We start from the raw sequence: 25,445 nt of genomic DNA on the forward strand, positions 1-25,445 counted from the left end.
GTAGTTGCCCAACAAAAAACCCACAATGCAGATTGTGGGTTTTTTTATTGAAGATTGAATAGAGCGGGGCCGCTGCGCGGCCCCGTTATTGGTATGACAACTTACTTACTTTCAGTGCGTGGCTGTTTCTGCTGTTGCGCAACTTTTTGTTTGTCATCCTGCTGCAACGACTTGCTATCCCAAAGTCGTGCCTGTTCAGTCCGAAAATCCTTATTGAATTGCTTGGCGCGCTCATGCCCGCCTTCAGCATATGCGGTGCCGGTCATTCCAATCAGCAGGCTGGCCATGGCCATGCACTTCAGCAATTTCATAATTAACCTCGCTATCGTCAACCTGCCGGGAACGGCGGTTTCTCTCGCATGCAGGTTAACCAGGCGAAGTTAACGCGAGGGTGAGTGGGCCATTACAGTTTGGTTAGGTTGGCGCACTCATAACGGCACCGAGTAATCGGCGCGCTAAAGATTACGGTAGCGTTAGTTGAATTCAATTTTTGAACTTTCATTGCCTGACCATTCGTCTTGTTTTGATAAAAATAGGGCACGATCTCTAACCGTTTTTCTCCCAATAGGTAGATGACGCGGTTCTGCGGTATCGCCCGACTACAGCAAAGGCTAGGAGAAAAATGTATGCACAACCCCGCCGATAAACAACACCAGCAACAAACACCGAGCAAGTCCGCCGGAGAAGCCGAGCGCGACAACGATGCACTCCGGCCAGACGGCTCGACGGGCACCGAGCATGATTCGACCGCGCAGAAAACTGCACGTCAGAAAGACCAGCAGCGCAAGTAAAAATGAAAAAGCGGCGCGCATCTCTCGGGATGCGCGCCGCTTTTTTTGCAGGGTTTACAGGATGGGCTTACCGCCGGTCACGCCATAGCTCGAACCGGAAATGTAGCTGGCCTCATCCGAGCCCAGCAGCACGTAGATCGGGGCGACTTCGACCGGCTGGCCAGGGCGGCCCATCGGCGTTTGCGTACCGAATTCGCTGACCTCTTCGACCGGCATGGTCGCCGGGATCAATGGTGTCCAGATCGGGCCAGGTGCGACGCTGTTGACGCGAATGCCCTTGCTTCCAAGCATCTGCGCCAACCCGGCGGTGAAGTTGGCGATCGCACCTTTGGTCGTCGCGTACGGCAGCAGTGTCGGCTTGGGCGAATCGGAGTTGATCGAGCTGGTGTTGATGATCGAACTGCCCTTGGCCATCGACGGCAGCGCTCTCTGGCAGATGCGGAACATGGCAGTGATGTTCACATCGAAGGTCATCACCCACTCGTCATCGGTGATGTCTTCGAGGTTTTCGTGGGACATCTGGAACGCGGCATTGTTGATCAGGATGTCGATGCGGCCAAACTTCTCCACCGTCTTGTCGACAATTTCGTAGCACACCGCCTTGTGCGCCAGATCGCCTGGCAGCAGCAGGCACTGGCGGCCAGCCTGTTCGACCCAACGGGCAGTTTCCTGGGCGTCTTCGTGTTCATTCAGATAAGCGATGGCAACGTCGGCGCCTTCACGGGCATAGGCAATCGCCACGGCGCGGCCGATGCCGCTGTCGCCGCCAGTGATCAGGGCAATCTTGCCCTGCAGGCGGCCATTGCCTTTGTAGCTGTGTTCGCCGCAATCGGGGAGCGGTTGCATCTTCTGCTGCTCGCCGGGTACGTCCTGCGGTTGTGCCGGAAACGGTGGCGTAGGGTAATCGCGCATGGTCGGTACTCCTGTTGAGATGAAAGGCTCCTGTTATTGGAAGGAGCTCATCCGCGGGAGTTGGAGTGCATGCACGGTCAACGCGACCAGTGGTCAAGCCTCAGGGTTTGGCAGGAATCCCGTACTTGCGCAGGCGCTGAGCAATCGCAGTATGTGAGGTATTCAGCCGTGCCGCCAGCTGCCGGGTCGAGGGATAGCTGGGGTACAGGCGCTGCAGCAGCTCACGCTCGAAATCGCCAACTGCCTGCTCAAGGCTGGCCACCTCGGTGTCCTGGCCTCGGCGCACCGCGGTGCCGGCGATGTCCAGGTCGCCAATGTCGACCAGGTCGCTGTCGCAGATGGCCGCAGCGCGGAAGATCACGTTCTGCAATTGGCGCACGTTGCCCGGCCACGGGTTGGCCAGCAACGCTGCATGGGTGCCTGGGGCGAGCTGGCAGGTCGGGCGCTGGATCTGTGTGCAGGCCTGCTGCATGAAGTAGTGCGCCAGCAGCAGAATGTCCTGGCCGCGCTCGCGCAGCGGCGGCACTTGCAGGTTGAGCACGTTGAGGCGGTAGAACAGGTCCTCGCGAAAGCTGCCCTCGCTGACCATGTGCTCGAGGTCACGGTGGGTGGCGCTGATGATGCGTACATCGACCTTGACCTCGCGATCGCCACCGACCCGGCGAAAGCTGCCGTCGTTGAGAAAACGCAGCAGCTTGGCCTGCAGGTACGGCGACATTTCGCCGATTTCGTCGAGAAACACCGTACCCTGGTTGGCCAGCTCCATCAGCCCCGGCTTGCCGCCGCGCTGCGCGCCGGTAAACGCGCCCGGGGCATAGCCGAACAGTTCGCTCTCGGCCAGGCTCTCGGGCAGCGCGGCGCAGTTGAGAGCCAGAAACGGCGCGCCCTGACGGCTGCTCAGGGCATGGCTGGCGCGGGCCACCAGCTCCTTGCCGGTGCCGGTTTCGCCATGCACCAGTAACGGCGCATCCAGCGCCGCCACACGCAGGGCACGGGCCTTGAGGGTGCGAATGGCTGGCGAGTCGCCGAGCAGCGCATCGAAGCCTTCGGCGTGATCATGGTGCAGCGCCGACAAGCGCTCCCCCATACGCTTGGGCGGGTACAGCGTCAGCAGGCCGCCGGCATGGGTGATCGGCGTGGCATCCAGGAGCAGGCTGTGGCCGTCGAACTGCATCTCGCGCATCGGCAGGTGGAAGTTGTTGTCCAGCAGCGCCTGCAGCAGGGCCGGGTCCTTGAACAGCTCGCCAACCGAACGCCCGGCCGACTCGCGCCCGCACAGGGCGATCAGCGCCGGGTTGGCCAGCAACACCTTGCCGGCGCTGTCGACGGCCAGCACCGGGTCGCTCATGGCTGCCAGCAAGGCATCCAGCTGCAGGTGGCGGCGCTGGCCGGGGAGGATGTCGACCACTTCCACCGATTGCACGCCGTGCACTTCCAGCAGGGCATCGTGCAGTTCTTCGAGCACCGCCGGGCTGAGGGTCGGGGCGTCGATGTAGACGTTGGGCGGGACCATCTCCACGGCGTCCAGGTTGAGATGGCGGGCACCGAGCAGGGCCAGGACTTCCTGGGTGATGCCGACGCGGTCGATGAAGCTGACATGAATGCGCATGGGGAGCGTACAAGGCTGTGGCCGCAGAGGCGCTCAGTATGCCGCGCCCGCCTCAGGCTTCAAGCCTTGTGCATCAACAAAACTGCCGGCGGTACTGTCGCCGTAGAGGCTATTCCAGATGCTCAGGCTTGACGCAGTCGCCGGATTTGACCGCGAGCTTCTGGCGGATGTCTTCAAACATCAGGTCATAGATTTTGTGCGACGAGCCCATGCTTTCGAATTTTTTCGGCTGCGGCATGTAGCTCTGGGCCTTGCGCGTGGCGATGCTGAGAAAGCTCGGCAGGACCTGGTCCTTGGCCAGAAAGAACGTCTCATCGACCGGCTTGCCTTCGATGCTGCCGTGCATACGAAACTGGATGCCGGCGCCGTCCTTGGGGTCCGTGGCCACTTCGTAGTTGATGTTGAGGTCGTAGCTGTGATCCTGGTTGTGCAGCGCCATGCGCTCGATATGCACGTGACCTGGCTCGAACTTGGCCATGATAGCTCCTCGCAAAGGTGTGAAAACGGCGGGCGACCGGCACCCGCCAACTGCAATCAACGGTAGCTTATTCCAGGCTTGGCGGTGGATACCCGAGTGCCGGCGGTGCCTTTGACGATCTCTTCGATGTCGGCCAGCGAGCCAATCACCGCGACCTTGCCGGTGTTGCGGGCGAAGTCGCAGGCAGCCTGCACCTTGGGTCCCATCGAGCCTGCGGCAAAGCCAAGCCGCTCCAGTTCATCCGGGTGAGCCTGGGCAATCGCCTTCTGCGTGGGCTTGTTGAAGTCGACATACGCGGCATTGACGTCGGTGGCGATGACCAGCAGATCAGCGTCCAGCTGTTCAGCCAGCAGGGCCGAACACAGGTCCTTGTCGATCACCGCTTCGATGCCTTTGAGCTTGCGGTTTTCATCGTACATGGTGGGGATGCCGCCGCCCCCGGCACAGATCACGATGCTGCGTTTTTCCAGCAACCATTTGATCGGACGGATTTCGAAGATGCGCTTGGGTTTCGGGCTGGCGACTACCCGGCGGTATTTGTCGCCGTCAGGCTTGACCACCCAGCCCTTGTCCTTGGCCAGACGCTCGGCGTCCTCCTTGCTGTAGACCGGGCCGATGAACTTGGTCGGGTCCTTGAAGGCGGGGTCGTTGGCGTCGACTTCGACCTGGGTGAGCAGGGTGGCGAACGGCACTTCGAAGTCGAGCAGGTTGCCCAGCTCCTGTTCGATCATGTAGCCGATCATGCCTTCGGTTTCAGCGCCAAGCACGTCCAGCGGGTAGGCTTCGTCCGGCTTGTAGGCCTGGGCCTGCAGCGACAGCAAACCGACCTGCGGGCCGTTGCCGTGGGCGATGACCAGTTCATTGCCGGGGTGGATCTTGGCGATCTGTTCGGTGGCGGTGCGGATGTTGCTTCGCTGATTGTCAGCGGTGAGAGGCTCGCCTCGGCGGAGCAGGGCGTTGCCGCCCAGTGCAACAACGATACGCATGGTGAAGTGTCCTTTGGCAGAGAGGAGCAGACGGCGTGGCCGCTGCGGGTGAACGTGCTGACAAGCAGCAATTCACCCCGCAGCGGCCACGCCAGCCCAGCGGGTCGGTCAGAGATCAGCCAGGGTCGAGACCAGGATCGCCTTGATCGTGTGCATGCGGTTTTCCGCCTGCTCAAAGGCAATGCAGGCCGGCGACTCGAACACGTCGTCGGTCACTTCGATACCGTTGGCCAGGTGCGGGTACTGCTCGGCGATCTGCTTGCCGACCTTGGTGTCGGAGTTGTGGAACGCCGGCAGGCAGTGCATGAACTTGGCCCGCGGGTTGCCGGTGGCCTTCATCAGCTCGGCGTTGACCTGATAAGGCAGCAGTTGCTGAATGCGTTCGCCCCAGGCTTCGACTGGCTCGCCCATCGATACCCAGACGTCGGTATGGACGAAATCGACGCCTTTGACCGCCGCTTTCGGGTCTTCGGTGAGGGTGATGCGCGCGCCACTTTCTTCGGCGTATTTGTGGCAGCGTTCGACCAGATCATCATGCGGCCACAGCGCCTTGGGCGCGGCAATGCGCACGTCCATGCCGAGTTTGGCGCCGATCAGCAGCAGCGAGTTGCCCATGTTGTTGCGGGCGTCGCCCAGGTAGGCGTAGCTGATGTCGTGGATCGGCTTGTCGCTGTTTTCGCGCATGGTCAGCACGTCGGCGATCATCTGGGTAGGGTGGTATTCATCGGTCAGGCCGTTGAACACCGGTACCCCGGCAAACTTGGCCAGCTCTTCGACGATCTCCTGCTTGAAGCCGCGGTACTCGATGGCGTCGTACATGCGCCCGAGCACCCGTGCGGTGTCCTTCATGCTTTCCTTGTGACCGATCTGCGACGAATTGGGGTCGATGTAGGTGACGTTGGCGCCTTGGTCGTAGGCGGCCACTTCGAACGCGCAGCGGGTGCGGGTCGAGGTCTTTTCGAAGATCAGGGCAATGTTGTTGCCCTTCAGGTGCTGCTGCTCGGTGCCGGTGTACTTGGCGCGCTTGAGGTCGCGGGACAGGTCGAGCAGGTAGCGCAGCTCGCGCGTGGTGTGATGTTCCAGGCTGAGCAGGTTGCGGTTGTGGATGTTGAACGCCATGACAGTTCTCCTTGGATTCGGTGAGGTACCCGGCCGGCGCCTGGTGAGCGCGGCCGGGGTGCTGGCTATTTCAGTAATCGATAGGGTCGCGGATGATCGGGCAGGTCATGCAGTGGCCGCCGCCACGGCCACGGCCGAGTTCGCCGGCACTGATGGTGATGACCTCGACCCCGGCCTTGCGCAGCAGGGTATTGGTATAGGTATTGCGGTCGTAGCCGATGACCACGCCAGGCTCGAGCGCGACCACGTTATTGCCGTCATCCCACTGCTCGCGCTCGGCGGCAAAGGCGTTGCCGCCGGTTTCCACCACGCGCAGCTCTTTCAGGTTGAGCGACTCGGCGACCACTTCGATGAAGCTCTTGTGCTCGCGGCGCACGTCCAGGCCATACGGCTTGCTGCTGTCCTGACGGATCACGAACGGCACGATCTCTTTGACTACTTCCGGGAAGACCGTGACCAGGTCGCGGTCGCAGAAGCTGAACACGGTGTCCAGGTGCATCGCCGCGCGCGATTTGGGCAGGCCGGCGACCACTACTTTTTCTACCGCGCCCTTGGCGAACAGCGACTGCGCCAGTTGGCCGATGGCCTGGCGCGAAGTGCGCTCACCCATGCCGATCAAGACCACGCCATTGCCGATCGGCATCACGTCGCCGCCTTCCAGGGTGGCCTTGCCGTGGTCCTGGTCAGGGTCGCCGTACCAGATTTCGAACTCGGCGTTGGTGAACTGTGGGTGGAACTTGTAGATGGCGGTGGTCAGCAGGGTTTCCTGACGGCGCGCTGGCCAGTACATCGGGTTCAGCGTGACGCCGCCGTAGATCCAGCAGGTGGTGTCGCGGGTGAACTGGGTGTTGGGCAGCGGGTCGAGGAGGAAGCTGGAGTGACCGAGGTAGTCGCGGTACATCTTGATCACGCTGGCGCCTTCGCTTTCAGGCAGGTCTTCGCCGGCCACGCCGCCAATCAGAAACTCAGCCAGACGGCGCGGCTCCATGCCTTCGAGCCAGCTGCGCACTTCGTTGGTCAGGCCCAGACCGACGGTGTCGGCGGTGATCTTGCGGTCGAGGATCCACTTCAGAGCTTCAGGGATCTGCACGGTCTCGGTCAGCAGGTTGTGCATTTCCAGCACTTCGATGCCGCGCTCGCGCATCTTGGTAACGAAGTCGAAGTGGTCGCGCTTGGCCTGGTTGACCCAGATCACATCGTCGAACAGCAGGTCGTCGCAGTTGCTTGGGGTCAGCCGCTGGTGTGCCAGGCCTGGGGAGCAGACCATCACTTTGCGCAGTTTGCCGGCTTCGGAATGGACGCCGTACTTGAGGTTTTCGGTGGACATGGTGATTGCCTCCATGATGCAGATTCGGTGATTAAAGGGTCAGGAAACCGTCATACAGGCCGTAGGCCGCCACCAGCGCGCCGACGACTACTGCGGCGAAGATCAGCTTCTCCATGCTGGTGAAGATCGGTTGCCCCAGTTCACGCTTGGCCTTGGCGAACAGGATCGCCCCAGGCGCATACAGCAGCGCCGACAGCAGCAGGTACTTCATGCCGCCGGCATACAGCAGCCAGATCGCGTAGAGCAGGGCGATGGCGCCGATCAGCAGGTCCTTGCGCCGCTCACCGGGTGCTTGTTCGTAGGTTTCGCCGCGCAGCGCCATGAGAAAGCCGTAGGCCGCCGACCACAGGTAGGGCACCAGGATCATCGAGGTGGCGAGGTAGATCAGCGACAGGTAGGTGCTGGCCGAGAACAGGGTGATGATCAGGAACACCTGCACCATCGCGTTTGTCAGCCAAAGGGCGTTGGTCGGGACATGGTTGGCGTTTTCGCGGCGCAGGAACTCCGGCATGGTGTGGTCCTTGGCCGCCGCGAACATGATCTCGGCGCACAGCAGCACCCACGACAGCAACGCCCCTAGCAGCGAGATGATCAGGCCGACGCTGATCAGCACCGCGCCCCAGTGGCCGACCACATGCTCAAGCACTGCCGCCATCGACGGGTTCTGCAGCTTGGCCAGTTCCGGTTGGGTCATCACGCCCATCGACAGCACGTTGATCAGCACCAGGAACAGCAGCACGGTGATAAAGCCGATTACCGTGGCCTTGCCGACGTCGGCGCGTTTTTCTGCGCGGGAGGAGAAGATACTCGCGCCCTCGATGCCGATGAACACCCACACGGTGACCAGCATCATGTTGCGCACCTGGTTCATCACGCTGCCCAGGTCCGGCGAGCCGACCGCCCAGATGTCGGCGGTGATCACGTCGAGCTTGAACGCGAACAGGCAGATCAGCGCGAACAAGGCCAGCGGCACCACCTTGGCGATGGTCGTCACCAGGTTGATGAAGGCGGCTTCCTTGATCCCGCGCAGCACCAGAAAATGCACGGCCCAGAGCAGGATCGAGGCGCCGATCACCGCCGCCGGCGTGTTGCCTTCGCCAAATACCGGGAAGAAATAACCGAGCGTGCTGAACAACAGCACGAAGTAACCGACGTTGCCCAGCCAGGCACTGATCCAGTAACCCCAGGCTGAAGAAAAGCCCATGTAGTCACCAAATCCAGCCTTGGCGTAGGCATACACGCCACCGTCCAGATCGGGCTTGCGATTGGCCAGGGTCTGGAATACGAACGCCAGGGTCAACATGCCTACTGCGGTAATTGCCCAGCCAATCAATACCGCGCCAACACCGGCACTGGCGGCCATGTTTTGCGGCAGGGAAAATATCCCGCCACCAATCATCGAGCCGACCACAAGTGCGACCAGTGCGCCGAGTTTAAGTTTTTCGGGAGAATCAGACATTTAACGACTCCGTACCAGGAGAAAGTTGACGTCATGGTAAACCTGACGCCGCCGGCATTCGCTGATGTAGATCAGTTCATGGCAACGTAAGGCCTGGGCCAGACGTGTCTCCTGGAGTGTGCCGACCGCTCTGCTGCAGGCCTTTGCACCGGCAACTCCATGTCTAGCTAGAGTAAACACTCTGTTCTGCCTGCGATGTTTCAAACTAGCCGCTTTTACTGGATAGGCAAATTTTCAGCGTAAATTAAAATTATTACTGCAGAGGCTATAGTTGCCCGGCAGCCTCCCACTGGCCCACAGGATCGCCTATAGACAGTGTTGCTATTAGTGCTATAGCGTTTAAGGGTGACAGCGCATATACAGCGCTATTTATATGGGCTCAAAAGTTTTGCGTGCAGATGACATCAACCAACGGTGGGCGCCCAATGAGCGAGCCTGGAAATAAACTGCGACTCGGTGCTTTGATTGCGCTGGTAGTGGGTTCGATGATTGGTGGCGGAATCTTTTCGCTGCCGCAGAACATGGCCGCCCGCGCCGACGCCGGCGCTGTGTTGATCGGCTGGGGCATCACCGCCGTAGGCATGCTGGCGCTGGCGTTCGTGTTCCAGACCCTGGCCAACCGCAAACCCGAACTCGACTCGGGGGTGTATGCCTACGCCAAGGCCGGCTTTGGCGACTACATGGGTTTCTCTTCGGCGTGGGGCTACTGGATCAGCGCCTGGCTGGGCAACGTCGGCTACTTCGTACTGCTGTTCAGCACCCTGGGGTTTTATTTCCCGATGTTCGGCGAGGGCAATACGCCGGTGGCGATCGGCTGCGCCTCGGTGTTGCTCTGGTGCGTGCACTTTGTGGTGCTGCGTGGGATCAAGGAAGCCGCGTTCATCAACCTGATCACTACCGTGGCCAAGGTAGTGCCACTGCTGATTTTCATCATGATTGCCGCCGTGGCGTTTCGTGCCGAAGTCTTCACCCGCGACTTCTGGGGCGCGAGCAACCCGCAGTTCGGCAGCGTAATGGAGCAGGTCCGCAACATGATGCTGGTGACCGTGTTCGTGTTTATCGGCATCGAGGGCGCGAGCGTGTACTCGGCGCGGGCCCAGCGCCGTTCAGACGTGGGCAAGGCGACCGTGATCGGCTTTCTCGGCGTGCTCGCCTTGCTGGTGCTGGTCAACGTGCTTTCGCTTGGGGTGATGACCCAGCCGGAGCTGGCGGGGTTGCAGAACCCGTCGCTCGCAGCGGTGCTGGAGCATATCGTCGGCCCATGGGGCGCGCTGCTGATCAGCCTTGGCCTGGCGGTGTCACTGCTGGGCGCGCTGCTGTCGTGGGCACTGTTGTGTGCAGAGATCCTCTACGCCACGGCCAAGGACAAGACCATGCCGCGTTTTCTCGCCGTCGAGAACGCCAATCACGTGCCGGCCAACGCGCTGTGGCTGACCAACTGCATGATCCAGGGCTTTTTGCTGATCACGCTGTTTTCGGCAGGCACCTACACCAGCCTGATCTATCTGGCGTCGTCGATGATTCTGGTGCCGTACTTGTGGTCGGCGGCCTATGCGGTGCTGCTGGCGCTGCGCGGTGAAGGCTATGCCGAGCAAGCCGGGCTGCGCCGCAAGGACCTGACGGTGGCCGGCCTGGCGCTGGTCTACGCGATCTGGCTGTTGTACGCCGGCGGGCTCAAGTACCTGCTGCTGTCGGCGTTGCTGTATGCGCCAGGGGTGATTCTGTTTGCAAGGGCCAAGCACGAGCAGGGCCAGGCGCTCTTCACCGGCTGGGAAAAGCTGATTTTCGCTGCGGTGCTGGCAGGTGCAGGCGTGGCCGCGTATGCGCTGTACGCGGGGTTGTTGACGCTCTAGCTCAGCCGGCGTTGCAGTTGGAGGCTGCGGGCTGAACGCGCTCCGGGCGTGACCAGATCCACAGGTTGCCCAGGCTCATGCCGGCGATGGCCAGAAACACCGGCCAACGGTGCTCGAGAAAGGTCAGCATCAGGCAGGCGCATATCAGCATGCTCACGGTGGCGCTGATTTTCGTCCGGCGCTGGATCACCCGGCCGTTGCGCCAGTTGTGCAGGATCGGCCCGAACAGCCGATGGTTCTCCAGCCAGGCGCTCAGGCGCGGCGAGCTGCGCGTCGCGGCCCAGGCTGCAAGCAGAATGAACTCGGTGGTCGGCAGGCCCGGAATGACAATCGCCACCAAGCCGATCCCCAGGCTCACATAAGCCAGGATCGCGTACAGCAGGCGGGTCAGTTTCGAGCGGGCAAGTTGGGTCATGGTCTCACTGCAAAAACGGCCGGCCACCACCGCGGTGACCGGGTAAAGCGTATCAGGCCGGCGCGACTTCTGCCGCGTAGGCATGCTTGAGCAACTCGGTGAAGCGCTCGAAGGCGGCGACTGCAGCACGCTCGGCGGCTGCGTCTTCTTCAGCCGACAGCTCCAGGCCGTCGAGGATGCGCGTGAACTGTTTCCAGCCTTCGGCACGGCCACCGGCCGGCTCACCCAGGTGACGTGCGCCAAAGCTGTCGGACAGCTCCAGTGCCACTGCACGCTTGATCAAAAAAGCGGCGCCCAGTTTGGAGCCTTCGGAGACGAAGATCCAGCCCAGTGCCTCGCCCAGGCTCGGCGCCTGCAACGCGCCAGCCACGGGCGCCGGCACTGCGGTATCGAGATCGGCCAGGTCCAGGCGAGCCTGATCGGCGCGGCAGCGTGCGGCCAGGTCGGGCACGATAGCGATCAGTTGTGGGTCGTTGTACAGCGCCTGCAGCTCGGACTGAAACAGGTACTGGGCGACCACGAAGCGGGCAAAGTTGTCACGGTTGGCAAACGGCGCGTGGGCTTTGACCAGTGCGTCGAGCTCGGTGTGTGGGGCGTTGGTCGCTTGATTCAGGCGTTGCGAGCGCAGCAGCGGGCGCTCGGCGTTGGCGGCGTTGTTCATGGTGGATCCTTGGAAAAAGGGCGGTCTAGTTACGAGACGAACAAGCGGGCTGAACACAGTAAAAATTCATGCTCAATAGTCCTGGCAGCGCAGGTCCATGTAGGAGCGGCCTTGTGTCGCGAAAGGCGCGCGTAGCGGGCCCAGGATCTGCGCAGCACCACAGAATGCCGGGGCCGCTACGCGACCCTTTCGCGACACAAGGCCGCTCCTACAGGGAACGCGGCGCCCGCCAGATATCAGTTTCGCCGGGGCATCGCGCCGGCGCAGGTCAGATATCCCAGATGACGTTCACGGCAAAATTGCGCCCGGGCATGGTCAGGCGGTCGAGGTTGGCCGGCTGGGTCACCGCCGCTTCGCCCTGGCCGTCGTAGCCACGCACCGAATCCCACTGCCAGTACTTCTTGTTGGTCAGGTTGTACAGCCCGGCGTTGACGGTGACGTCGTCGGTGACTTTGTAGAAACCGCTCAAGTCGAGCACGCCGTAGCCCGGGCTGCGGAACTGGGTGCTGGCGCCGTCCGGAGCGAAGAAGGCGCTGTCGTCGACGCGGGTCTTGCGTTTGACCAAAGTCCAGCTGAGCAGGGCGCCGTAGTCGGCCTGGTCATAACCGAGACCAAACACGCCGGTCAGCGGGTTGACGCTGTTGATCGGCTGGCCATTGTCATCGTTGCGACCGTTGGCATAGGCAATCGAGGTCTGGCCATACAGGCCCTGCGGTGCGCCAAAGTGATCGAGGTTCAAGCGGCCTTTGAACTCGGCGCCCTTGATGGTGGCGTGCTTGATGTTGCTGGCCTGGAAGGTGGTGCCGAGGTTGGCCGACTGCACGGCGTCTTCGTTGATGAAATCCCGGTACTTGTTGTAGAACACCGCGACATCGAAGTTACCTGCGGCAAAGTTGCCGCGCAGGCCGGTTTCATAGCTCTTGCTTTTTTCCGGCTCCAGGTCCGGATTACCCTCTACCCGGTAGCCCACAATCGGGTTGTCGAAGCGCCCGTACATCGACTTGGCCGTCGGCGTGCGGAAGCCTTCGGCGTACTGGCCGTACCAGGTGTAGTTGTCGTCAAAGGCGTAGGTCACGCCAAGCTTGGGCGACAGGCGATGCCACTTCTTGTCCGAGTCGTCGACTGCAGTCGGAGCGACGCCGGTGCCCTGAATGCCACGCAGGAAGGCGTCGGTCATCTCTGGCTGCATGCGGGTGTAGTCGTAGCGCGCGCCGGGCAGGAAGGTCCAGCTGTTCCAGCGGATTTCGTCCTGGGCGAACAGGCTGTAGGTGTCGACGGTCGGGTCGGGGAAGTCGCTGACCAGCACTTGGCCATCGCTGGCTTGGCCTACTGCCGTGCAGCTGCCGCCGACGTTCAGGCAGGTGCCGCTGCCGCTGCGCGTACCGGTGACTTCTTCGTGCTTGAGGGTGGTGCCGTAGGTCAGCAGATGGTCGGTCTGGCCGATGCTGAAGGACTTGTCCAACTGCCCGTCGAATACCCACTGGCGGTCCTTGTAGGTGGTCTTGCGATCACGCGCCACCTGGCGGCCCGAGGCGACATACAGCTCTTCGGTGCGCTGGTCGGTCTTGGCGATCTGGTAGTTCAGGCTCCACTTGGCGCGGTCGGCGAACAGGCTGTCGAGGCCGAATTCATGGTTGATGCCAAAGCGTTCGCGGGTAACTGTGTCGTTGCCCTGGCGCGCGCGGTACATGTTCCTCGCGCCACCGCCTGGGATAAACGGCCCGCCCACGGCACTGAGGATGTTCTGGTCGCGATCATCCTTGTAGTTTTCGTAGGTGAAACCCAGCCGCGCATCGTCGGCGTAGTTCCAGCCGGCCTTGGCCAGCACGTTGGTGGTGCGCACGTCTTCCGGGTTGGCCGCGGTGCGATCGAGGCCGGTGCCGTTGTGCTCGCCATAGGACTCGGTCTCATGGCCGTTACGCTGGCTCAGGTGCAGCAGGCCGTCGACATCGCCCTGACGGCCGGCGATGGTGGCCGAGGTCAGCCAGCTTTCGTCAGCCGAGCTGTAGCCGGTCTTCAAGCGTGCGCCGAAGTCCTTGCCCGGTTTGATGATGTCGTCCGCGTCGAGGGTGAAGTAGCTGACCGCGCCACCGATGGCGTTGCTGCCGTACAGCACCGAAGCCGGGCCACGCAGTATCTCCACGCGCTTGACGATTTCCGGGTCGACATAATTGCGTTGGGTCTGCGCGTAGGGGCCGTAGAAGAAACTGTCGGGGATCGACACTCCGTCGATCTGGGTCAGGATCCGTTCACCGTCGATGCCGCGGATGTTGTAGCCGTTGAGGCCGCTGCGCTGGCCGGTGCCGCCAACCGAAACACCCGGCTCGTAACGCACCAATTGCTGGATATCGTTGACGTTCTGTCGATCCAGCTGCTCGCGGGTCTGCACAGTGACGGTGCTCGGTACCTGGCTGACATCCTGGGCGCTGCGGGTGGCGCTGACGGTCAGTTGCTGCAGGGCAATCACACTGCTGGCCGACTGGCGTTCAAGCACCACGTTGCCGTTACCGATCTTGCGGTAGCTCAGCCCGGTGCCTTGCAGCAAACGCTGCAGCGCAGGCTCGGCTGGCAGCGAGCCCTGAACGCCGGGCGATGAGATACCCTCGGCGACCTCGGCGCTGAAGCCGACCTGCCAGCCGGTAACCTGGCTGAAGGCGTTGATGGCCGCAACCAGCGGCTGTTGGCTGATGCTGAAGCGGTAATCGCCCATGCGCGGGCTGTTGGCCTGGGCCGGCTCTGCGGCCGGGGCCGGCAGGCTGACGGCGCCACTGGCGATCAGGGCCAAGGTCAGCAGAGACAGCTGCCCCAGGCGGCGGGGTGACGGGCGGAGTTGAGCTGTGGACATCGAAAGCGCTCCCAGACGCGCGAACTGTTATAGGTGATGCTTGTTCTTGTTTAAAAACAAGAATCAGTTGCATTGGCTATAACGAGACGTGTTGTCGGTAGCGATCGCGTAAAAATAATTCAGGCGGCAGTCAGCGATTCAGTTGAGGATCACCAGCGCCGGGTATTCATGCAGCCTGGCTGAGGTGATCTGGGCCAGCGCGCGCAAGGTTTCCAGCGGTTGGTCGAGGCGGTAGTTACCAGTCACGGCAACCTGCTCGAGCGCGCCGTTGCGGCTGATGATCCAGCCCGGATAGTAACGGCGCACCTCGGCCAGCACTTCGCTCAGCGGGCAGTTCTCGAACACCAGGCGGCCCTCGACCCAGGCCAGATCCTGGCCCATATCGGGGCGGCTGGGCTGGCCAAAACCCTGCGGGCCAACGCTGATGCTGTCACCGGCGCGCAGGCGAATGTGCTGATCACTGGCAGCGTGCAGGTCAACATCGCCGCGCTGCACGCGGACCTGCGCCTGGCCATCCAGGTAGCGCACGGCAAAGTCGGTGTCGCGGACCTGCGCACGCATCGGCCCGGCCTGCACCTCAAGCGCCTGCTCACCGGCACGGCTTACCTGAAAATACGCCTCGCCTTGCAGCAGGCGGGCCACTGGCTGGCCGTCGCGCACATCGCTGGCAAACGCCGAGTCGGTGTTGAGCAGGACCTTGGTGCCGTCGTCCAGTTGCAGCCGATGGCGCTCGCCGACCACGGTCAGGTGATCGGCCTGCAGGCGCACCGGCAGGTTGCCGAAGGTGAACAGGCCGACCAGCAGCACGGCTGCGCTGGCCAGTGGCTTCCAGTGGCGGCGCAGGCGAGCCGCTGGGGTTTTGCGCTGGGCCTGATGCATCTGCCCGGCGGCCTGGCGCAGGGGCGCACCGTTCCACACCGCTTCGGCCTCGACATAGGCCTCGGCGTTTTCCGGCGCAGCGCTCAGCCAGACCTCGAAGGCTGCGGTGTCTGCTGCGCTGGCGCATTGCAGGCGCAGCAGCCAGTCCAGTGCCTCGTCCATGGCACGCGCGCGGGCATCGGGCCCGGCAGGTGTCGGGCGTGGGCTGGGGCTGTCGGTCACGAAGGGTCCTTGCTTGGGGGATTTTGCCGAATGATCGGGGCTGCAACGGGCCAAGGCAAGCGCTTTACCGATCCTGGCGGGCCAGTGGTCGGCTTACTTGAGCCGCTCGGCCACACCCATGCAGATGGCCATGATCAGTTTCAGTTCCTTTTGCACCGTGCTCGCCGAAACCTGCAACTGCTCGGCAATCTCCAGGTAGCTGGCGCCGTGCAGGCGGCTGAGGATGAAGATGCGCTGCTGGCGCGTGCTCAGTTGGCCAAGGCTGACACTCAGGTGCTTGAGCAACTGCTCGGCGTGGGCGGCGTCCTCGCTGCTGCTGGTGGGGGCGGCGACGTTGTGCAGGACTTGCTCGGGTACATCCTCGACCAGCGTGCGCGCTTGTACGCGGCGGGCGCGCAGGTGATCCAGGGCCAGGTTGCGGGCAGTCTGGAACACGAACGGCTCAAGGTGTTCGACCGGCCGTTCGCCGAGGGCGCGGGTTACCCGCAGGTAGGTTTCCTGGAGCAGGTCTTCAGCGGTACTGGGGTTGCCCACCATGCCTTGCAGCGTGCGCAGCAGGCTGAGGCGTTGGGTTAGGAAGACGATATTGAAGCGTGACTGACTCACGGGGCGACCTGGCCGATACGGAGGTTAATGATAATGCTTATCATCACCTGTATTGGTCAAGCGTTAAAACGACCCCTTGCGAGGCGTATGTCCGGCCCGAGCAGGCAGCGCAATGTCTGCGCTGCTGCTGGGCGAGCCAGCTTACTGCGCGTTGTGCAGCGCCAGGCAGTTGTCGAGCATGCGGTTGGAGAAGCCCCACTCGTTGTCATACCACGCCAGCACCTTGAGCATGCGACCGTTGCTGCGGGTGTGGTTGGCATCGAAGATCGACGACAACGGGTTGTGGTTGAAGTCGCACGACACCAGCGGCAGGGCGTTGTAACCCAGTACCCGCGAGTGGCGGCTGGCCTCGAGGAACAGCTGGTTGACCTGCTCGGCGCTGGCTTCGCGCTTGAGGTTGACGGTCAGGTCCACCAGCGACACATTGATCACCGGCACGCGCACGGCCATGCCGGTCAGCTTGCCCGCCAGTTCCGGCAGCACCAGGCCGACCGCTTCGGCGGCGCCGGTCTTGCTCGGGATCATCGACTGGGTGGCCGAACGCGCCCGGTATGGGTCGCTGTGGTACACGTCGGTCAGGACCTGATCGTTGGTGTAGGCGTGAATGGTAGTCATCAAACCCTGCTCGATGCCGAACTCGCGGTGCAGCACCTGGGCAATCGGCGCCAGGCAGTTGGTGGTGCAGGAGGCGCTGGAGATGATCTGGTGCGAGGCACGCAGCACATCATGGTTGACCCCGTAGACGATGGTGGCGTCAACGCCCTTGCCCGGCGCCGAAATGATCACCTTGCCGGCGCCGGCGCTCAAATGTGCTGCAGCCTTGGCGCGGTCGGTGAACAGCCCGGTGCATTCGAACACGACGTCGATGGCTTCGGCCTTCCACGGCAGCTCGGCCGGATTACGGATGGCGCTGACCGCGATGCGGTCGCCGTTGACGGTCAGGCTTTCATGATCGGCCTCGACCTGTGCATCGAAAATGCCGTGGACGCTGTCGTACTTGAGCAGGTGGGCGTTCATCGCGCTGTCGCCCAGATCGTTGATGGCGACGACCTGCAGGTCTTGCCGGTAGCCTTGGGTATACAGTGCGCGCAGGACGTTGCGCCCGATACGGCCGAATCCGTTGATGGCGATGCGTAGGGTCATGGTAATACCTCTGGCAGTCGGGTGAAGGCTGTGGCACAAGGCCTATTGCCGTGGAGCACGCATTCACTGAAACGATTTTGTTATTGGAATTACAAGATTATGCGTTATGGGATAGAAAACAAGCCCTTTTGATGGCAGTATTTTGTGTAAACATACAACGAGTGGTCGGGCGAGCTGCTTCCACGTTGCACCAGGCAGGTTTCACTTGAGCCTAGGTCGCAATCGGGGGGAGGGGAAATCCCGCTTCAGATCACCCTTACCGTCAGCCTGGAGTTCAGTACATGCACCCGCGCATCCTAGAGGTCACCCAACGGCTGATCGAACGTAGCCGTCCTACCCGTGAACGTTATCTGCAACTGATTCGCGGTGCGGCCAGTGACGGCCCGATGCGCGCCAGCCTGCAGTGCGCCAACTTCGCCCACGGCGTGGCCGGCTGCGGTAGCGAAGACAAACACAGCCTGCGCATGATGAATGCCGCCAACGTGGCAATTGTTTCGGCTTATAACGACATGCTTTCGGCGCATCAGCCGTACCAGCATTTCCCCGAGCAGATCAAACAGGCGCTGCGCGAGATCGGCTCGGTCGGTCAGTTTGCCGGCGGTGTGCCGGCCATGTGCGATGGCGTCACCCAGGGTGAGCCGGGCATGGAGCTGGCCATCGCCAGCCGCGAAGTGATCGCGATGTCCACCGCGATTGCCCTGTCGCACAACATGTTCGACGCCGCCTTGATGCTCGGCATCTGCGACAAGATCGTCCCTGGCCTGATGATGGGCGCGTTGCGCTTCGGCCATCTGCCGACCATCTTCGTCCCTGGCGGACCAATGCCGTCGGGCATTTCCAACAAGCAGAAGGCCGATGTGCGCCAGCGCTATGCCGAAGGCAAGGCCAGCCGCGAAGAGCTGCTCGAGTCGGAAATGAACTCCTACCACAGCCCCGGCACCTGCACCTTCTACGGCACCGCCAACACCAACCAGCTGGTGATGGAAGTGATGGGCCTGCACCTGCCCGGCGCCTCGTTCGTCAATCCTTACACGCCATTGCGTGATGCCCTCACCGCCGAAGCTGCGCAGCAGGTCACGCGCATGACCAAAGCCAGCGGCAGCTTCATGCCGCTGGGCGAAATCGTCGATGAAAAGGCCCTGGTCAACTCGATCGTCGCCCTGCATGCCACCGGCGGCTCGACCAACCACACCCTGCACATCCCGGCGATTGCCCAGGCTGCCGGCATCCAGTTGACCTGGCAGGACATGGCTGACCTGTCCGAGGTCGTGCCAACCCTGTCCAACGTCTACCCCAACGGCAAAGCCGACATCAACCACTTCCAGGCCGCCGGCGGCATGTCGTTCCTGATTCGCGAGCTGCTCGATGCCGGGCTGCTGCACGACGACGTCAACACCGTGGCCGGACATGGCCTGCGCCGCTACACCCAGGAGCCGTTCCTTGAGGATGGCCGACTGGTCTGGCGCGAAGGCCCGTTGCAAAGCCTGGACGAGAACATCCTGCGCCCGGCTTCGCGGCCATTCTCCAGCGAGGGCGGCCTGCGGGTGATGGAAGGCAACCTCGGCCGCGGCGTGATGAAAGTCTCCGCCGTGGCGCCCGAGCACCGCGTGGTCGAAGCGCCGGCGCGAGTGTTCGAAGATCAGCAGGCATTGGCCGATGCGTTCAAGGCCGGTGAGCTGGAGCGCGATTTCGTCGCGGTGATGCGCTTCCAGGGCCCGCGCTGCAACGGCATGCCCGAGCTGCACAAGATGACGCCGTTTCTCGGCGTGCTGCAGGATCGCGGCTTCAAGGTCGCGCTGGTCACCGATGGGCGTATGTCAGGCGCCTCGGGCAAGATCCCGGCGGCGATCCACGTCTGCCCGGAAGCGTTCGACGGCGGCCCGCTGGCACGTGTGCGCGATGGTGATATGGTGCGCGTTGATGGTGTCGAAGGCACCTTGCGGGTGATGGTCTCGGCCGAAGAGCTGGCCAGCCGCGATCTGCCGCCTGCACCCCAGGGCAATGACCTGGGCTGCGGGCGCGAACTGTTTGGTTTCATGCGCATGGCGTTCAGTTCAGCGGAACAGGGCGCCAGCGCCTTTACCTCTGGCCTGGAGAATCTCAAGTGAATGAGTTGCTGGTTGGCGACATCGGTGGCACCAACGCACGTTTTGCCCTTTGGCGCGACAACCAGCTGCACGCCGTGCGGGTGTTGCCGACGGCTGACTACACCAGTCTGGAGCAGGCGATCCAGGCGTACCTGCAGGAGCAGGGCATCGCACGCGGTGAGCTTGCGGCGGTATGTCTGGCGGTTGCCGGGCCGGTGGATGGCGATGAGTTCCAGTTCACCAACAACCACTGGCGGCTGAGCCGACGGGCGTTCTGCGACATGCTTCAGGTCAAGCAGCTGCTATTGCTCAACGACTTCTCGGCGATGGCGCTGGGCATGACCCGTTTGCTGCCTGGTGAATTCCAGGCGGTATGCGCCGGTAACGCCGACCCAGCCCGTCCGGCGCTGGTGATCGGCCCTGGCACCGGGCTGGGCGTCGGCAGCTTGTTGCACCTCAACCAGCAACAGTGGATGGCGGTGCCAGGCGAGGGCGGCCATGTCGACCTGCCCGTCGGTAACGCGCGTGAAGCCGCGATCCATCAGCAGATCCAAAGCCAGATTGGTCATGTCAGTGCCGAAACCGTACTCAGCGGCGGCGGCCTGGTGCGCTTGTATCAGGCGATGTGCGCGCTGGATGGTGTTCAGCCAGTTCACCTGAGCCCAGCGGAAGTCACCGAGGCTGCGCTGGCTGGTGAGCCGCAGGCATTGGCCGTGATCGAACAGTTCTGCTGCTTCCTTGGCCGGGTTGCCGGCAACAACGTACTCACCCTCGGCGCGCGCGGCGGGGTGTATATCGTCGGTGGCGTGATCCCGCGGTTTGCCGAGCTGTTCCTGCGCAGCGGTTTTGCTGCCAGCTTTGCCGACAAGGGCTGCATGAGCGGCTATTTTGCCGGGATCCCGGTATGGTTGGTCACCGCTGAGTTTTCTGGCCTGTTGGGTGCCGGTGTGGCGCTGCAGCAAGCGATGGCTCGTTAGATTTCTTGGGGCCGCCGCGCGGCTCTTCGCGGGTGAACCCGCTCCCACAAGGACCGCGCCGTTCTCAAGCGCAGCTCATAACCCTGTGGGAGCGGGTTCACCCGCGAAGGGCCGCAGAGCGGGCCCAACAACACGGAAGAACTTCAGTGAGCACTGCCCCCCGATCGATCCTGATGGTCGATGACGACCATGACATCCGCGAACTGCTGCAGACCTACTTGAGCCGCTCCGGCTTTCAGGTGCGCGCCGAGGCCGATGGCCAGGGTTTTCGCCAGGCGCTGGACAGCACGACGTGTGACCTGGTGATTCTCGACGTGATGCTGCCCGACGAAGACGGCTTCAGCCTATGCCGTTGGGTGCGCCAGCACCCGCGCCAGTCGCGGGTGCCGATCATCATGCTCACCGCCAGTTCCGACGAGGCCGATCGGGTCATCGGCCTGGAGCTGGGCGCCGATGACTACCTCGGCAAACCGTTCAGCCCACGGGAGTTGCAAGCGCGGATCAAGGCCTTGCTGCGCCGTGCTGAGTTTGGCCAGGTAGCGCCCGCCAGTGCCGTGCTGGCGTTTGACGAATGGCAGCTGGATACCGTCAGCCATCGACTGTTCCACCGCGACGGTGAAGAGGTGATTCTGTCGGGCGCCGACTTTGCTTTGCTCAAACTGTTTCTCGACCACCCGCAGCAGATCCTCGATCGCGACACCATCGGCAATGCTACCCGTGGCCGCGAGCCGATGCCGCTCGACCGCATCGTCGACATGGCCGTCAGCCGCCTGCGTTCACGCTTGCGCGATACCGACAAACCGCCACGGCTGATCCGCACCGTGCGCGGCAGTGGCTACCTGCTGGCGGCACATGTCAACCGCAGCCACTGAGCGCCGCTGGCGCCTGCTGCCGCGCTCGCTGCTGGGGCGCATGCTGCTGTTGACCCTGCTGGTGGTATTGCTGGCGCAGGGCCTGTCGAGCTTGATCTGGGTGGCGCAGTTGCGCGCCAGCCAGTTGCAGGGCCTGCGCGCCAGCGCGCAGAGCCTGGCCCACTCGATGAGCGCCAGTGTCAGTTACTTCCGCTCGTTGCCGGTGGCCTATCGGCCAATGGTCCTCGACCAATTGCGCAGCATGGGCGGCACGCGCTTTTTCGTATCGCTCAACGACAAGCCGCTGGACATGGCCACGCTGCCGATCACTCCGCGCAAGCAGGCAGTCATCGACGTGTTCCAGCAAGTGCTGCACGAGCGCCTCGGCCAGCAGGTGGAAGTTTCGGTCGAGTTCGTCAGCCCCGATCAGCTGCGCATCTTCAACAGCGGCCTCAAGCTCGATGAATTGCCGCGCTCGTGGGCGCATTATTCGCTGACCCTGGAACCGCTCAACCCGCCGGTGCTGGTCAACCAGATCCGCCTGGCCGAAGGCGAGTGGCTGTACATCGCCTCGCTGCTGCCGGAGCCCTACACCAGCCTTGAGGCCGAGCGCCTGCCGCGTCAGCAGATCGGCTTCATTGCCCTGACCACGGCCATGTTGCTGCTGTTCATCGGCCTGTTGGTGCACTGGCAAAGTCGACCGTTGAAGCGTCTGGCGCGCGCGGCCCGCGATCTGTCGCTGGGCGCCGATGTGGTGCCGGTGACCGAGGGTGGCGGCAGCGAAGTGGTTGAGGTAGGTCGCGCCTTCAACAGTATGCGCGAGCGCATCAGCCGTTACCTGACCGAGCGCAGCCAGTTATTCAGCGCGATCTCGCACGACTTGCGCACGCCGATCACGCGCCTGCGCCTGCGCGTCGAGCTGCTTGAAGACGAACGCCTGCAAGCGCAGTTCAGCCGTGATTTGGACGAGCTGGAGCTGTTGGTCAAAGGCGCACTGCAGTGCGTCAAAGACACGGATATCCACGAGAACATCGAGCCGATCGATCTCAACCAGCTGCTGGAAATTCTCGCTGAACCGTACCTGCGTGACGGCCGTATCACCGTCGAGGGGCGGGCGTTGGCGCCGTATCCGGGCAAGGCGTTGGCCCTGCGCCGCTGCATCGGCAACCTGGTCGACAACGCGATCAAGTACGGCGAGCGCGCGCACCTGCGCATCATCGATGGCCCGGAGGGCTTTGTGCTGCAGGTCGATGACCACGGCCCGGGTGTGCCGCAGCAGCAAATGGAGCAGGTGTTCGAGCCGCATTTTCGTCTGGCCGGGCAGCAGCAAGGCTATGGCCTGGGCCTGGGCATCGCGCGCAATATTGCCCACAGTCATGGCGGTGAAGTCAGTTTGCTCAACCTGCGCGAGGGCGGCCTGCGGGTGACCCTGTGCCTGCCGCGCAGCGCCGAGTGAGCAACGCTTGGTCACCAGCCAGTGACAGCAATGGCGGCCTTTGTGACCTATTGGCCGTAGCACTCTGGCTAGACTTGGCCGCCACGACAGGCGCCGTGCCTGTTCTCGACAAGGACGCAGCAGGCCAATGAATCATGCTCAATCGCCGTTGATCGACGGGCCGCACAGTGCCTGGCTGGATGCCGAAGGGCAGCGTTTGCTGGCCTTCGCCAGAGCCTCACAGCTGGAACTCGGCTTCGGCAACCTCGACAGCTACGGCCACCTTGCCGCCGACGCAATTGCCGACACCATTACCACCGCGCGGATGACCCACAGCTTCGCCTTGGCTCATCTACAAGGCAGGCCCGGTTGCCTGGAACTGGTTGAGCTCGGCATCGCCGCCTTGGCCGGCAGGCTGCGCGATGTCGAGCACGGCGGCTGGTACGCCAGCGCCGCTACCGCTGGCGACAGCATCAAAGCCGCTTACCTGCACGCCTTCGTTGCCCTTGCTGCGAGTTCTGCGCAGGTGGCCGGCAGCGCTGCTGCGCCGGCCTTGCTGGCGCAAGCCATCGAGATCATCGAGGCGCATTTCTGGAGTGAAAGCGAGGGTGCCCTGCGCGAAAGCTTCAGTCGCGATTGGCAGCAGCAGGAGGCCTATCGCGGGGCCAACAGCAACATGCATGGCACCGAAGCGTTTTTGGCCCTTGCCGACGTGACTGGCGAGCCGATCTGGTTGCAGCGTGCGCTGCGCATCGTCGAGCGGGTGATCCACGGCCATGCGCGTGCCAATGGCTTCAGTGTGATCGAGCACTTCGACCTGCACTGGCAGCCGCTCACCGATTACAACAGCGACAACCACGCCGATGGCTATCGACCCTACGGCGTTACTCCCGGCCACGGCTTCGAGTGGGCGCGGCTGCTGCTGCACCTTGAAGCTGCGCTGCAATTGGCCGATCTAGCGACACCCGACTGGCTACTGGCCGACGCACGCGGCCTGTTTGCCAGCGCCTGTCAGCACGCCTGGCACGCCGACGGCGCCCCCGGAATCGTCTACACCCTCGACTGGCAACAACGCCCGGTAGTACGCCAGCGCCTGCACTGGGTGCATGCCGAAGCCAGCGCCGCTGCCGCTGCGTTGTGGCAGCGCACGGGGGAGGCGCAATACCAGTGCTGGTACGGGCGTTTCTGGGCGTTCATCCAGGCGCATCTGATTGATAACGACGCCGGCAGCTGGCACCACGAACTGAGCCCGGACAACCTCCCCAGTGCGACGATATGGGCGGGCAAACCGGACCTCTATCACGCTTATCAGGCCGTGCTGTTGCCCACCCTGGCTCTGGCGCCAAGCCTTGCCACGGGCCTCGCGCGGCGAATGTAACCAACTGATGACAATAGCGCAGCGCTTCGTTACCTGAGGCGCCTTGCCGGGTTATTACACTCCTGTGCAATGCAAGCGACAGTCTTGCCCTGCATAACAACAAGAAAGGTATTGCGATGAACTCCACTCTGCGTCTCGCCGCCGCGATTTCCCTCGCCTCCCTGCTGCCCCTGAGCGCGTCTGCCGCCGATGCCAAAGGCTCGGTCGAAGTGGTGCACTGGTGGACCTCTGGTGGCGAAAAGGCTGCTGTCGATGTACTCAAGGCTCAAATCGAAAAAGACGGCTTCATCTGGAAAGATGGCGCTGTTGCCGGCGGCGGCGGTGCCACCGCAATGACCGTACTGAAGAGCCGAGCCGTGGCCGGCAATCCGCCAGGCGTGGCCCAGATCAAGGGCCCGGACATCCAGGAGTGGGCCTCCACCGGCCTGCTCGACAGTGACGTGCTCAAGGATGTGGCCAAAGAGCAGAACTGGGACGGCCTGCTGGAGCAGAAAGTCGCCGACACCGTCAAGTACGAGGGCGACTATGTCGCTGTGCCGGTCAACATCCACCGCGTCAACTGGCTGTGGATCAACCCCGAAGTATTCAACAAGGCCGGCATCGACAAGGCGCCGACCACCCTCGACGAGTTCTACGCCGCAGCCGAAAAACTCAAGGCAGCCGGCTTCATCCCGCTCGCCCACGGCGGCCAGCCATGGCAGGACAGCACCGTGTTCGAAGCGGTGGTGCTGTCGGTAATGGGCGCGGACGGTTACAAGCAGGCGCTGGTTGATCTTGACCAAAAGGTGCTGACCGGACCGGGCATGGTCAAGGCGCTGACCGAGCTCAAGCGCGTCGCTACCTACATGGACGCTGACGGCAAAGGCCAGGACTGGAACCTGGAAGCCGCCAAGGTCATCAACGGCAAGGCCGGCATGCAGGTCATGGGCGACTGGGCCAAGAGCGAGTGGACCCTGGCCAACAAGGTCGCCGGCAAGGATTATCAGTGCGTGCCGTTCCCGGGTACCGACAAGGCCTTCACCTACAACATCGACTCGCTGGTGGTGTTCAAGCAGAAGGACGCCGGCACTTCGGCTGGCCAGCAGGACATCGCCAAAGTGGTGATGAGCCAGGACTTCCAGAAGCTGTTCAGCAGCAACAAGGGCTCGATCCCGGTACGTAAGGACATGCTCGTCGACATGGCCAAGCATGGCTTCGATGCCTGCGCGCAGACCTCGGCCAAGGACTTCCTTGCCGACGCCCAGACCGGCGGCCTGCAACCAAGCATGGCGCACAACATGGCGACCAACCTGGCAGTGCAGGGCGCGTTCTTCGATGTGGTCACCAACTACATCAACGACCCCAAGGCCGACCCGGCCGATGCCGCGAAAAAGCTCGGCGCGGCGATCAAGTCCGCCCAGTAACGGCTGGTC

General features: G+C 62.8%; 22 protein-coding genes. 8 read left to right on the plus strand and 14 right to left on the minus strand.

The window, feature by feature from the left end:
- Nucleotides 1-101: 101 nt before the first annotated feature.
- Nucleotides 102-311, minus strand: coding sequence for a hypothetical protein (locus K3F44_RS00425; RefSeq protein WP_101316932.1), 210 nt, complete (start codon nt 309-311; stop codon nt 102-104).
- 315 nt (nt 312-626) lie between these two features.
- On the opposite strand from K3F44_RS00425, the gene K3F44_RS00430 reads away from it, so the two are divergent.
- Nucleotides 627-791 carry a hypothetical protein gene (locus tag K3F44_RS00430; RefSeq protein WP_220633157.1) on the plus strand — a complete coding sequence of 55 codons (165 nt, stop codon included), beginning with the start codon at nt 627-629 and terminating at the stop codon, nt 789-791.
- Between the two features lie 54 nt (nt 792-845).
- Here the strand turns inward: K3F44_RS00430 and K3F44_RS00435 are convergent, their stop codons facing one another.
- From K3F44_RS00435 to arcD (K3F44_RS00465), 7 genes are all read right to left on the minus strand, one after another.
- Nucleotides 846-1,703: an SDR family oxidoreductase gene (locus K3F44_RS00435; protein WP_220633158.1), complete on the minus strand. Its 858-nt coding sequence runs from the start codon at nt 1,701-1,703 to the stop codon at nt 846-848.
- Nucleotides 1,704-1,803: 100 nt separating this feature from the next.
- Nucleotides 1,804-3,312: a sigma-54-dependent transcriptional regulator gene (locus K3F44_RS00440; RefSeq protein WP_220633159.1), complete on the minus strand. Its 1,509-nt coding sequence runs from the start codon at nt 3,310-3,312 to the stop codon at nt 1,804-1,806.
- A 109-nt stretch (nt 3,313-3,421) separates the two neighbouring features.
- Nucleotides 3,422-3,790, minus strand: coding sequence for a DUF5064 family protein (locus K3F44_RS00445; protein WP_101316938.1), 369 nt, complete (start codon nt 3,788-3,790; stop codon nt 3,422-3,424).
- Between the two features lie 56 nt (nt 3,791-3,846).
- Nucleotides 3,847-4,776, minus strand: a complete 930-nt coding sequence (gene arcC / locus K3F44_RS00450) for a carbamate kinase (RefSeq protein WP_101316940.1) — start codon at nt 4,774-4,776, stop codon at nt 3,847-3,849.
- Between the two features lie 108 nt (nt 4,777-4,884).
- Nucleotides 4,885-5,895, minus strand: a complete 1,011-nt coding sequence (locus tag K3F44_RS00455) for an ornithine carbamoyltransferase (protein WP_101316942.1) — start codon at nt 5,893-5,895, stop codon at nt 4,885-4,887.
- Nucleotides 5,896-5,965: 70 nt separating this feature from the next.
- Nucleotides 5,966-7,222, minus strand: a complete 1,257-nt coding sequence (gene arcA / locus K3F44_RS00460; RefSeq protein ID WP_150572047.1) for an arginine deiminase — start codon at nt 7,220-7,222, stop codon at nt 5,966-5,968.
- Between the two features lie 31 nt (nt 7,223-7,253).
- Nucleotides 7,254-8,681 (minus strand): arginine-ornithine antiporter, encoded by a 1,428-nt coding sequence (gene arcD / locus K3F44_RS00465; RefSeq protein WP_101316946.1) that lies wholly within the window; start codon nt 8,679-8,681, stop codon nt 7,254-7,256.
- Between the two features lie 425 nt (nt 8,682-9,106).
- On the opposite strand from arcD (K3F44_RS00465), the gene arcD (K3F44_RS00470) reads away from it, so the two are divergent.
- Nucleotides 9,107-10,534: an arginine-ornithine antiporter gene (gene arcD, locus K3F44_RS00470; RefSeq protein WP_220633160.1), complete on the plus strand. Its 1,428-nt coding sequence runs from the start codon at nt 9,107-9,109 to the stop codon at nt 10,532-10,534.
- Between the two features lies 1 nt (nt 10,535).
- Here the strand turns inward: arcD (K3F44_RS00470) and K3F44_RS00475 are convergent, their stop codons facing one another.
- From K3F44_RS00475 to gap, 6 genes are all read right to left on the minus strand, one after another.
- Complete coding sequence (locus K3F44_RS00475; protein ID WP_220633161.1) at nt 10,536-10,949, minus strand: YbaN family protein; 414 nt, start codon at nt 10,947-10,949, stop codon at nt 10,536-10,538.
- A gap of 52 nt (nt 10,950-11,001) precedes the next feature.
- Nucleotides 11,002-11,610: a biliverdin-producing heme oxygenase gene (locus K3F44_RS00480; RefSeq protein ID WP_220633162.1), complete on the minus strand. Its 609-nt coding sequence runs from the start codon at nt 11,608-11,610 to the stop codon at nt 11,002-11,004.
- 268 nt (nt 11,611-11,878) lie between these two features.
- Nucleotides 11,879-14,455 (minus strand): TonB-dependent receptor, encoded by a 2,577-nt coding sequence (locus K3F44_RS00485; RefSeq protein WP_220633163.1) that lies wholly within the window; start codon nt 14,453-14,455, stop codon nt 11,879-11,881.
- 138 nt (nt 14,456-14,593) lie between these two features.
- Nucleotides 14,594-15,556, minus strand: coding sequence for a FecR domain-containing protein (locus K3F44_RS00490; RefSeq protein ID WP_220633164.1), 963 nt, complete (start codon nt 15,554-15,556; stop codon nt 14,594-14,596).
- Between the two features lie 93 nt (nt 15,557-15,649).
- Nucleotides 15,650-16,162, minus strand: a complete 513-nt coding sequence (locus K3F44_RS00495) for an RNA polymerase sigma factor (protein ID WP_101316956.1) — start codon at nt 16,160-16,162, stop codon at nt 15,650-15,652.
- A gap of 141 nt (nt 16,163-16,303) precedes the next feature.
- Nucleotides 16,304-17,305, minus strand: a complete 1,002-nt coding sequence (gap, locus tag K3F44_RS00500; protein ID WP_101316958.1) for a type I glyceraldehyde-3-phosphate dehydrogenase — start codon at nt 17,303-17,305, stop codon at nt 16,304-16,306.
- Between the two features lie 281 nt (nt 17,306-17,586).
- On the opposite strand from gap, the gene edd reads away from it, so the two are divergent.
- The 6 genes from edd (at nt 17,587) to K3F44_RS00530 (ending at nt 25,436) form a co-directional block, all read left to right on the plus strand.
- Nucleotides 17,587-19,413: a phosphogluconate dehydratase gene (gene edd / locus K3F44_RS00505; RefSeq protein ID WP_101316961.1), complete on the plus strand. Its 1,827-nt coding sequence runs from the start codon at nt 17,587-17,589 to the stop codon at nt 19,411-19,413.
- The gene (locus tag K3F44_RS00510; protein WP_220633165.1) at nt 19,410-20,369 is read left to right on the plus strand and encodes a glucokinase; all 960 of its coding nucleotides are present in this window, start codon (nt 19,410-19,412) and stop codon (nt 20,367-20,369) included. The genes edd and K3F44_RS00510 overlap by 4 nt, the downstream gene beginning before the upstream one ends.
- Before the next feature lie 146 nt (nt 20,370-20,515).
- Entirely contained in the window at nt 20,516-21,241 is a 726-nt protein-coding gene (locus tag K3F44_RS00515) for a response regulator (RefSeq protein ID WP_101316965.1), read from the plus strand.
- Nucleotides 21,222-22,676, plus strand: a complete 1,455-nt coding sequence (locus K3F44_RS00520) for an ATP-binding protein (protein ID WP_103436225.1) — start codon at nt 21,222-21,224, stop codon at nt 22,674-22,676. Before K3F44_RS00515 ends, K3F44_RS00520 begins: the two co-directional genes overlap by 20 nt.
- A gap of 127 nt (nt 22,677-22,803) precedes the next feature.
- Nucleotides 22,804-24,033 (plus strand): AGE family epimerase/isomerase, encoded by a 1,230-nt coding sequence (locus K3F44_RS00525; RefSeq protein WP_101316969.1) that lies wholly within the window; start codon nt 22,804-22,806, stop codon nt 24,031-24,033.
- A gap of 116 nt (nt 24,034-24,149) precedes the next feature.
- Nucleotides 24,150-25,436 carry an ABC transporter substrate-binding protein gene (locus tag K3F44_RS00530; RefSeq protein WP_150571065.1) on the plus strand — a complete coding sequence of 429 codons (1,287 nt, stop codon included), beginning with the start codon at nt 24,150-24,152 and terminating at the stop codon, nt 25,434-25,436.
- The last annotated feature ends 9 nt before the right edge of the window (nt 25,437-25,445 follow it).

This window comes from Pseudomonas sp. S07E 245, from assembly GCF_019599025.1.
Lineage (GTDB): Bacteria > Pseudomonadota > Gammaproteobacteria > Pseudomonadales > Pseudomonadaceae > Aquipseudomonas > Aquipseudomonas shirazensis.

Coding starts and splice junctions, on each gene's coding strand:
- edd (WP_101316961.1), top strand. CDS start 17,587: ATGCACCCGCGCATCCTAGAGGTCACCCAACGGCTGATCGAACGTAGC.
- K3F44_RS00435 (WP_220633158.1), bottom strand. CDS start 1,703: ATGCGCGATTACCCTACGCCACCGTTTCCGGCACAACCGCAGGACGTA.
- arcA (WP_150572047.1), bottom strand. CDS start 7,222: ATGTCCACCGAAAACCTCAAGTACGGCGTCCATTCCGAAGCCGGCAAA.
- arcD (WP_101316946.1), bottom strand. CDS start 8,681: ATGTCTGATTCTCCCGAAAAACTTAAACTCGGCGCACTGGTCGCACTT.
- arcD (WP_220633160.1), top strand. CDS start 9,107: ATGAGCGAGCCTGGAAATAAACTGCGACTCGGTGCTTTGATTGCGCTG.
- K3F44_RS00425 (WP_101316932.1), bottom strand. CDS start 311: ATGAAATTGCTGAAGTGCATGGCCATGGCCAGCCTGCTGATTGGAATG.
- K3F44_RS00445 (WP_101316938.1), bottom strand. CDS start 3,790: ATGGCCAAGTTCGAGCCAGGTCACGTGCATATCGAGCGCATGGCGCTG.
- K3F44_RS00525 (WP_101316969.1), top strand. CDS start 22,804: ATGAATCATGCTCAATCGCCGTTGATCGACGGGCCGCACAGTGCCTGG.
- K3F44_RS00475 (WP_220633161.1), bottom strand. CDS start 10,949: ATGACCCAACTTGCCCGCTCGAAACTGACCCGCCTGCTGTACGCGATC.
- arcC (WP_101316940.1), bottom strand. CDS start 4,776: ATGCGTATCGTTGTTGCACTGGGCGGCAACGCCCTGCTCCGCCGAGGC.
- K3F44_RS00485 (WP_220633163.1), bottom strand. CDS start 14,455: ATGTCCACAGCTCAACTCCGCCCGTCACCCCGCCGCCTGGGGCAGCTG.
- gap (WP_101316958.1), bottom strand. CDS start 17,305: ATGACCCTACGCATCGCCATCAACGGATTCGGCCGTATCGGGCGCAAC.
- K3F44_RS00455 (WP_101316942.1), bottom strand. CDS start 5,895: ATGGCGTTCAACATCCACAACCGCAACCTGCTCAGCCTGGAACATCAC.
- K3F44_RS00430 (WP_220633157.1), top strand. CDS start 627: ATGCACAACCCCGCCGATAAACAACACCAGCAACAAACACCGAGCAAG.
- K3F44_RS00440 (WP_220633159.1), bottom strand. CDS start 3,312: ATGCGCATTCATGTCAGCTTCATCGACCGCGTCGGCATCACCCAGGAA.
- K3F44_RS00530 (WP_150571065.1), top strand. CDS start 24,150: ATGAACTCCACTCTGCGTCTCGCCGCCGCGATTTCCCTCGCCTCCCTG.
- K3F44_RS00520 (WP_103436225.1), top strand. CDS start 21,222: ATGTCAACCGCAGCCACTGAGCGCCGCTGGCGCCTGCTGCCGCGCTCG.
- K3F44_RS00480 (WP_220633162.1), bottom strand. CDS start 11,610: ATGAACAACGCCGCCAACGCCGAGCGCCCGCTGCTGCGCTCGCAACGC.